The organism is Streptomyces sp. SolWspMP-5a-2 (assembly GCF_900091845.1).
GTDB lineage: Bacteria > Actinomycetota > Actinomycetes > Streptomycetales > Streptomycetaceae > Streptomyces > Streptomyces doudnae.
On the sequence record NZ_FMCI01000201.1, the window covers coordinates 37608 to 44467 of the forward strand.

Consider the following 6860-nt stretch of genomic DNA (forward strand, 5'->3'; position numbering starts at 1 on the left):
CAGCAGACTCACAGGGGGGCGCATGCCTGCCAACTCCACCTCCTCCCAGCCGCGCCGGCAGCGGCTCAGACGGCGCTCGCTCCGCGTCCTGGCAGCCTCCGCGGGGCTCGCCACGGCCGGTGCGCTGGCCGCCGCGATGCCCGCCGACGCGCACGACAGGTCCGGCCACGGACACGGTCACGGGCACAGCCAGCAGAACCGTTACCAGGACGTCCAGTTGCTGTCGTTCAACGACCTGCACGGCAACCTGGAGCCGCCGTCGGGTTCCTCCGGCCGGGTGAGCGAACTCCAGGCGGACGGCACCACGAAGACGATCGACGCGGGCGGCGTGGAGTACCTCGCCACCCACCTGCGCCAGGCCCGCAAGGGCAACGCGTACTCGATCACCGCCGCGGGCGGCGACATGGTCGGCGCCTCCCCGCTGATCTCGGGCCTCTTCCACGACGAGCCCACCATCGAGGCGCTCAACAAGCTGGACCTGGACGTCACCTCGGTCGGCAACCACGAGTTCGACGAGGGCGCCGCGGAACTCGGCCGCCTGCAGAACGGCGGCTGCCACCCCACCGCCGGCTGCTACACGGACAAGAAGTTCAAGGGCGCCGACTTCCCCTACCTGGCCGCCAACGTGCTCAAGCAGAAGACCGGCAAGCCGGTCCTCGCGCCGTACTGGGTGTGGAAGAAGAAGGACGTCAAGATCGGCTTCATCGGTGTGACCCTGGAGAACACCCCGGGCGTCGTCTCCGCCGAGGGCGTCAAGGGCCTCACCTTCAAGGACGAGGCCGAGACGATCAACAAGTACGCCAAGGTGCTGCAGAAGCAGGGCGTGCAGTCGATCGTCGCGCTGATCCACGAGGGCGGCCTGCCCGCCTCGGGCAGCTACAACTACGACTGCGACTCCTCCGGCGCGGGCAGCGGCATCTCCGGCCCGATCGTCGACATCGCGAAGAACATCTCGCCGTCGGTGGACGCGCTGGTCACCGGCCACACGCACAACGCGTACGTCTGCACGATCCCGGACCCGGCGGGCAACCCGCGCATGGTGACCTCGGCCGCCTCCTTCGGCCGCCTCTACACGGACACCACGCTGACCTACGACCGCCGCACCGGTGACATCGCGCGCACCTCGGTGAAGTCGGCCAACCACGTGGTCACCAGGACCGTCCCCAAGGCGGCCGACATGACCAGCCTGATCGGGAAGTGGAACACCCTCGCCGCCCCGATCGGCAACCGCGCCGTCGGCTACATCTCCGCCGACGTGCCCAACACCGGCACCGAGTCCCCGATGGGCGACCTGATCGCGGACGCGCAGCTCGCGTACGGCAGAAAGCTCGACCCGACGACGTCCCTGGCGCTGATGAACCCGGGCGGGGTCCGCGCCGGTCTCACCTACGCGGCCTCGGGCGCCGAGGGCGACGGCGTGGTCACCTACGCCGAGGGCTTCACCGTGCAGCCCTTCGCCAACACCGTGAACCTCCAGACCCTCACCGGTGCCCAGCTGATCCAGGTGCTGAAGGAGCAGGTCAGCGGCTCCAACGCGAGCGCCCCGAAGATCCTCCAGCCGTCCTCGGGCCTCAGCTACACCCTGGACCTGACGAAGTCCGGCGCCGACCGGGTCGTCACCTCCTCGATCACGCTGAACGGCGCGGCCATCGACCCGGCCGCCGGCTACCGCGTCGCGACGAACTCCTTCCTCGCGGGCGGCGGCGACGGCTTCACCACCCTCGGGCAGGGCACCTCCCCGCTGGTCGGCGACGACGACCTGGCCGCCCTGACGGAGTACCTGACCGCCAACTCCTCGGCCGCCGCCCCGCTGGCCCCGCCGACGACGAACCGGATCACGATCGTCCAGTAGCCCGACCCGCACCACCTCGCGCCACCCCGCACCACCTCGCACCACCCCGCACCACCTCGCGCCACCCCGGACGTCTCCCGGTGCCCCCCGGACGTCCCCCGAAGGCGGCCGTGTCCCCGACGCGGCCGCCTTCGGCATGTCCGGCGGTAAAACCTGTGTGAGCACGCTCCCGGTTCCTCGTCCCGGGTAAGTTTTTGTTCTCAGAGGCAATGCATATCCAGTCTTATTCAAGTCCAAGGCGAAATGGCTTTTTCGGCTTCGCCTTTCCCGTAGTGTTTTCCATGTCGAAAGCGAACGGCACCGCGGCAGCGGAATCCGTCGCCGAACCGAAGGAGAACACCATGAGCTTCCACAAGATCGCCCCGGTCAAGAAGGCGCGCCAGGCCGCCCCCGCCGCCAGGCCGGTCGCCGAGCGCAAGCCCGCGCCGAAGAAGTCCCCCCGGCGCCGCCCGGTCGGCCACAAGTAATTCGGCACGCCTCACACAGAATTTACTGACGCACATCAGGTGCCCGCTGTATCGCCCGTATCGAGAATTGCGAACCGAGGAGATTTCCATGAGCTTCCACAAGATCGCCCCCGTCGGCAAGGCCCGCGAGGACGCCCCGGCGCCGAAGCGTGAGGCCCGGAAGCCCGCGCCGAAGAAGGCGCCCCGGCGCCGTCCGGTCGGCGGACACCGGGGCTGACGGCCGCACGCCACGAGGCGGGGTCACCGACGGGCACACGCCGCCCGCCCGGTGACCCCGCCTCGGCCGTGCCCGCCCACCGTCACCCCGTACCCGAGGGAGAAACCGTGATCATGACGGACGTCCGTGCGGCCTTCCGCCGCTTCTGGCCGCTGACCCGCGGCGACCGCGGCGGGCTGCTGGTGATCGTCGGCTGCGTGGTGGCGTCCGCGTTCGCCGAGACCGCCTCGATCCTGCTCTTCGCCCACCTCACCGACACCGCGCTCCGGGCCGGTTCGCTCGCCGCCTTCTGGGGCCCGGCCGGTGCCTGGCTCGGCGTCGCCGTGCTCGGCGCCGTCGTCGGCTACCTCGGCAACTCCCTGGCCGCGCGCACCGCGGAACGCTTCGTGCTGCGGCTGCGCGCGAGCGTCTTCCGGCACGTCCAGGGACTGCCCCCGCACTTCTTCCGGCGGCACCGCAGAGGCGACCTGGTCGAACGTCTCACCGGCGACGTCGAGGCCATCGAGCAACTGGTCGTCTCCGGCGTCGTCGGGGCCGTCTCCGCCGCCTTCTCCGCGGTGTTCTACGCCTGCGCCGCCCTCTACCTGCGCTGGGACCTGGCGCTGCTCACCTTCGGGCTGGCCCCGCTGTTCCTGCTCGCCGCCCGCCGGTTCGCCGGCCGCGTCGGGACGGCCTCCCGGGACGAGCGGGTCGCCGACGGCGCCCTCACCTCCGTCGTCGAGGAGTCGCTCGGCAACGTCGTCCTCACCCAGGCCTACGGTCGCGGCGCCGACGAGGAGCGGCGGCTCGACCGGGAGGCCCGCGCCTGGATGCGGGCCTCGGTGCGCGGGGCCCGGCTGGGTGAGATGTACGCGCAGTCCGTCGAGGTCGTCGAGACGCTCTGCGTCCTCGCGGTGATCGGCGCCGGGGTCTGGGAGATCTCGGCGGGCCGGATGACCCTCGGCCAGCTCCTCGCGTTCGCCGCGTTCATCGGCTACCTGTACCCGCCGGTCCGCAGCCTGGGACAGCTCGGGCTGACCCTGACCGCCGCCACCGCGGGCGCCCAGCGGCTCGGCGAGATCCTGGACGCCGAACCCGCCGTCACCGACCCCGTCCGCCCGGTGCCGCCCTGGCCGGTCCGCGGCCACCTCGCCGTGCACGGGGTGTCCTTCCGCCACCCGGGCTCCGCGCGCCCCTCCCTGCGCGACGTCGGCTTCACGGCAGGTCCCGGCGAACTCGTCCTGGTCACCGGGCCCAGCGGGGCGGGCAAGTCCACCCTCGCCACGCTGCTGACCCGCTTCTACGACCCGGCCCGCGGCACGATCACCCTGGACGGCGTGGCCCTGCCCGACCTGCCGCTCGCCTTCCTGCGGGAGAACGTCGCGCTGCTGCCGCAGGAACGGCTCGTCCTGAACGGCACCGTCCGGGAGAACATCGGCTGCGGGCGCCCCGGCGCGAGCGACGCCGAGATCGAGCGGGCGGCCCGGGACGCGGCGGCCCACGACTTCGTCACCGCGCTCCCCGACGGCTACGACACCCTCATCGCCCCCGGCACCGCGGCCCTCTCCGGCGGCCAGCTCCAGCGGATCGCCATCGCCCGCGCGATGCTGCGCGCCGCGCCGGTGCTGATCCTGGACGAGCCGACGACGGGACTCGACGCGGTCGCCGCCCGCCAGGTGGTCCGGCCGCTGCGCCGTCTGATGGCGGGCCGGACGACGATCATGATCACCCACGATCTGACCCTGGCGCCGGACGCGGACCGCATCCTGGTCGTCGACGGCGGACGGCTGGTGGAGTCCGGGACGCACCACGAACTGCTCGGCCTGGGCGGCACCTACGCCCGCCTCTGCCACCCCCTCCCCGAGGCGGTGACGGAGCCCGCGCGCGACCCGGAGCAGACGATGGTCCTGCGGTGGTAGGAACCGGCGCGCGGGCGGGGGACCGGCCGGGCCTACCGGCCCGGGTCCGCCGACGGCGGCGCCGATGCCGTTGCCGATGCCGTTGCCGATGTCGAGGCCGGTGCCGTTGCCGGTGGGTCCGGGGGCGGCGGGGTCGGGGCGCCCGGGAGGCGGACCGTGGCCACCGTGCCGCCCGTCGGGGCGCGGGTCAGGGTCACCTCGCCGCCCGCCTGCCGGACCGTGCGGGCCACGATCGACAGGCCGAGGCCCGAGCCGGGCAGCGCGCGGGCGCTGGGGGAGCGCCAGAAGCGGTCGAAGACGTGCGGGAGTTCGTCCTCGGGGATGCCGGGTCCGTGGTCGCGGACGGTCAGGACACCGCCGTCGAGCCGGACCTCGATCGTGCCGCCCTCCGGGCTGAACTTCACCGCGTTGTCCAGGATGTTGACGAGCGCGCGCTCCAGCGCCGACGGCTCCGCCCGGACGTACCAGGGCCGCAGGTCGGCGTTGATGGTCAGCTCGGGGCCGCGCAGCCGCGCCCGGCGCAGCGCCGCCTCGACCGTGTCCTCCAGCGGGACGACCTGGACGCGTTCGCCGCGCTGCCCCTCCGAGCGGGCCAGCTCCTGGAGGTCGCCGATGAGCGCGGCCAGCTCGGTCATCTGCGCCTTCACCGAGGCGAGCAGCGCCTTGCGGTCGCCGGCGGGCAGCGGGCGGCCGGTCTCCTCGCTGCGCGCCAGCAGCTCGATGTTGGTGCGCAGCGAGGTGAGCGGGGTGCGCAGCTCGTGCCCGGCGTCCGCGATGAGCTGCTGCTGCAGTTCCCGCGAGTTGGCGAGCGCGGTGGTCATGGAGTTGAAGGAGCGGGAGAGGCGGGCGACCTCGTCCTCGGCGTCGTCCGCGACGGGGATGCGGATACCGAGGTCCTCGGTGCGGGCGACGTGTTCGACGGCCTCGGTGAGGTTGTCGACGGGACGCAGCCCGGCCCGCGCCACCGCGAGCCCGGCGACGCCCGCGCCGAGCACGCCGATGCCGGAGACCAGCAGCAGTATCAGGGCGAGGTCGTTGAGCGTGGTCTCGGTGCTCTTGAGCGGGACCGCGACGATCAGGCCGATGTACGGGCCGGTCTGCCCGCCCGCGGTGGTGATGGGGCCGAGCGGGCGGGTCATCATCCGCACCGCGTTGCCCTTGCTGTCGGTGCCGTTGCGGAAGTAGACGCGGGAGGTGTCGCCGTCCTTGATCTCGTTCTTGTCGGTCTGGGTGACCTTGATCGTGCCGGTGGAGTCGTCGGTCACGCAGACCCGGCCGGTCTCGGTGACCACCTGGGAGTAGTTGCTGCGGAAGAACCCGGTGCCCTGCGGGGTCTCGGAGCAGTTGTTGATGGCGATCTCGGCCTGCTGGATCTGCCCGGGGCCGCGCATGCCGCGCTGGAGGTCGTTGTTGAGCTGGTCGTACAGTTTCCCCTGGACGATGAACCAGCAGGTCACCGAGACCGCCGCGACCGCGAACGCCACCGCCGACGCGACCAGCAGCGACAGCCGCGCCCTGATCGGCAGGGCGCGGAAGCGGCGGCCGACCCCGCTCACTCGGCGCCGCCCTGGCGCAGGACGTACCCGACGCCCCGCACGGTGTGCACCAGGCGCGGTTCGCCGCCCGCCTCGGTCTTGCGGCGCAGGTACATGACGTACACGTCGAGGGAGTTGGACGACGGCTCGAAGTCGAAGCCCCAGACCGCCTTCAGGATCTGCTCGCGGGTGAGGACCTGGCGCGGGTGCGCCATGAACATCTCCAGGAGCGTGAACTCGGTGCGGGTCAGCTCCACCGGGCGCCCCGCCCGGGTGACCTCGCGGGTGGCGAGGTCCATGCGCAGGTCGGCGAAGGTGAGCGCCTCGTCCTCCTGGACGGCGCCCGCCACGGCCGCCGCGTAGGAGCTGCGGCGCAGCAGCGCGCGGATGCGGGCGAACAGCTCGTCGAGTTCGAACGGCTTGACGAGGTAGTCGTCGGCCCCCGCGTCGAGGCCGGTCACCCGGTCCCCGACGGTGTCGCGGGCGGTGAGCATCAGGATGGGGGTGGTGGTGCCCGCGCCGCGCATCCGGCGGGCCGCGGTGAGGCCGTCCATGCGCGGCATCTGGATGTCGAGGACGACCAGGTCGGGCTGGTAGGCGGTGGCCTTCTCCAGGGCGTCCGCGCCGTCGACCGCGACCTCGGTGCCGTACCCCTCGAAGGCGAGGCTGCGCTGGAGTGCTTCGCGCACGGCCGGCTCGTCGTCGACGATCAGGATGCGCTGCGGTTCACGGTCGCCATCGGCGGGGCTCATCGGTCGCGGTTCCTCGGGGTGCGGTGGGACGGGGCTGCGGTCTCGGCCAGCCTCGCACGTTCCGCGGCCGGTGCGGGAGCCCGCCGTGGCCGACGGGCCGGTGCGGAGGTCGGGCGCGGGCGGTCGCCGCCGGGTCAGG

At 72.6% G+C, this 6860-nt stretch carries 6 protein-coding genes; 4 read left to right on the forward strand and 2 right to left on the reverse strand.

Annotated elements, in window-relative coordinates; translation table 11 throughout:
* The first annotated feature begins 22 nt into the window (after nt 1–22).
* From GA0115242_RS20320 to GA0115242_RS20325, 4 genes are all read left to right on the forward strand, one after another.
* Nucleotides 23–1852 carry a bifunctional metallophosphatase/5'-nucleotidase gene (locus GA0115242_RS20320; protein WP_093830474.1) on the forward strand — a complete coding sequence of 610 codons (1830 nt, stop codon included), beginning with the start codon at nt 23–25 and terminating at the stop codon, nt 1850–1852.
* A 341-nt stretch (nt 1853–2193) separates the two neighbouring features.
* The gene (locus tag GA0115242_RS41755) at nt 2194–2319 is read left to right on the forward strand and encodes a hypothetical protein (RefSeq protein ID WP_256089478.1); all 126 of its coding nucleotides are present in this window, start codon (nt 2194–2196) and stop codon (nt 2317–2319) included.
* An 88-nt stretch (nt 2320–2407) separates the two neighbouring features.
* On the forward strand, nt 2408–2536 hold the full coding sequence (locus tag GA0115242_RS41760; protein ID WP_256089479.1) for a hypothetical protein: 129 nt from the start codon (nt 2408–2410) through the stop codon (nt 2534–2536).
* Between the two features lie 113 nt (nt 2537–2649).
* Nucleotides 2650–4434, forward strand: coding sequence for an ABC transporter ATP-binding protein (locus GA0115242_RS20325; RefSeq protein WP_093830486.1), 1785 nt, complete (start codon nt 2650–2652; stop codon nt 4432–4434).
* 32 nt (nt 4435–4466) lie between these two features.
* Here the strand turns inward: GA0115242_RS20325 and GA0115242_RS20330 are convergent, their stop codons facing one another.
* Nucleotides 4467–5990: a HAMP domain-containing sensor histidine kinase gene (locus GA0115242_RS20330; RefSeq protein WP_093830476.1), complete on the reverse strand. Its 1524-nt coding sequence runs from the start codon at nt 5988–5990 to the stop codon at nt 4467–4469.
* Complete coding sequence (locus tag GA0115242_RS20335) at nt 5987–6721, reverse strand: response regulator transcription factor (protein ID WP_093830478.1); 735 nt, start codon at nt 6719–6721, stop codon at nt 5987–5989. Before GA0115242_RS20335 ends, GA0115242_RS20330 begins: the two co-directional genes overlap by 4 nt.
* Nucleotides 6722–6860: the final 139 nt, after the last annotated feature.